Here is a 1,284-nt window from a genome sequence, read left to right as displayed (position 1 = left end):
TAAGCGGACGGGAGCCGCAGTGACCAGGTGGCTGGGACTGTTTATTAAAAACACAGCACTGTGCAAAATCGCAAGATGACGTATACGGTGTGACACCTGCCCGGTGCCGGAAGGTTAATTGATGGGGTTATCCTTAGGGAGAAGCTCTTGATCGAAGCCCCGGTAAACGGCGGCCGTAACTATAACGGTCCTAAGGTAGCGAAATTCCTTGTCGGGTAAGTTCCGACCTGCACGAATGGTGTAACCATGGCCACGCTGTCTCCACCCGAGACTCAGTGAAATTGAAATCGCAGTGAAGATGCTGTGTACCCGCGGCTAGACGGAAAGACCCCGTGAACCTTTACTACAGCTTGGCACTGAACATTGAACCTACATGTGTAGGATAGGTGGGAGACTTTGAAGCAGCGACGCTAGTTGTTGTGGAGTCAACCTTGAAATACCACCCTTGTAGTTTTGATGTTCTAACGTTGGCCCCTGAATCGGGGTTACGGACAGTGCCTGGTGGGTAGTTTGACTGGGGCGGTCTCCTCCTAAAGAGTAACGGAGGAGCACGAAGGTTGGCTAAGTACGGTCGGACATCGTACGGTTAGTGTAATGGTAGAAGCCAGCTTAACTGCGAGACAGACACGTCGAGCAGGTACGAAAGTAGGTCATAGTGATCCGGTGGTTCTGAATGGAAGGGCCATCGCTCAACGGATAAAAGGTACTCCGGGGATAACAGGCTGATACCGCCCAAGAGTTCATATCGACGGCGGTGTTTGGCACCTCGATGTCGGCTCATCACATCCTGGGGCTGAAGTCGGTCCCAAGGGTATGGCTGTTCGCCATTTAAAGTGGTACGCGAGCTGGGTTTAGAACGTCGTGAGACAGTTCGGTCCCTATCTGCCGTGGGCGTTTGAGAATTGAGAGGGGTTGCTCCTAGTACGAGAGGACCGGAGTGAACGAACCGCTGGTGTTCGGGTTGTCATGCCAATGGCATTGCCCGGTAGCTACGTTCGGAACTGATAAGCGCTGAAAGCATCTAAGCGCGAAGCAGGCCTCGAGATGAGTTCTCACTAGACTTTTAAAGTCTCTGAAGGGCCGTTGAAGACTACAACGTTGATAGGCAAGATGTGGAAGTGGTGTGAGCCATTAAGCTAACTTGTACTAATTACCCGTGAGGCTTAACCATACAACGCCAAACGCGTTTTATGCGACAGTTTAGACAGAAGTTAATATGACTAAAGTAGATATTTACTGAAAGACTTAAAAAATATTATCAGATATTTTCCAAATTCAGTTAGT

General features: G+C 49.9%; 1 rRNA gene. It reads left to right on the top strand.

From position 1 onward, the window contains the following. Positions 1–1,171 (top strand): 23S ribosomal RNA (locus tag GQR54_RS19415); the annotation flags it as partial. Between the last annotated feature and the right edge of the window lie 113 nt (positions 1,172–1,284).

Source organism: Pseudoalteromonas sp. Z9A4 (assembly GCF_011378845.1).
Lineage (GTDB): Bacteria > Pseudomonadota > Gammaproteobacteria > Enterobacterales > Alteromonadaceae > Pseudoalteromonas > Pseudoalteromonas arctica.
Note: the sequence above shows the minus strand (reverse complement) of the source record. Positions and strands in the feature narration are given on the sequence as shown.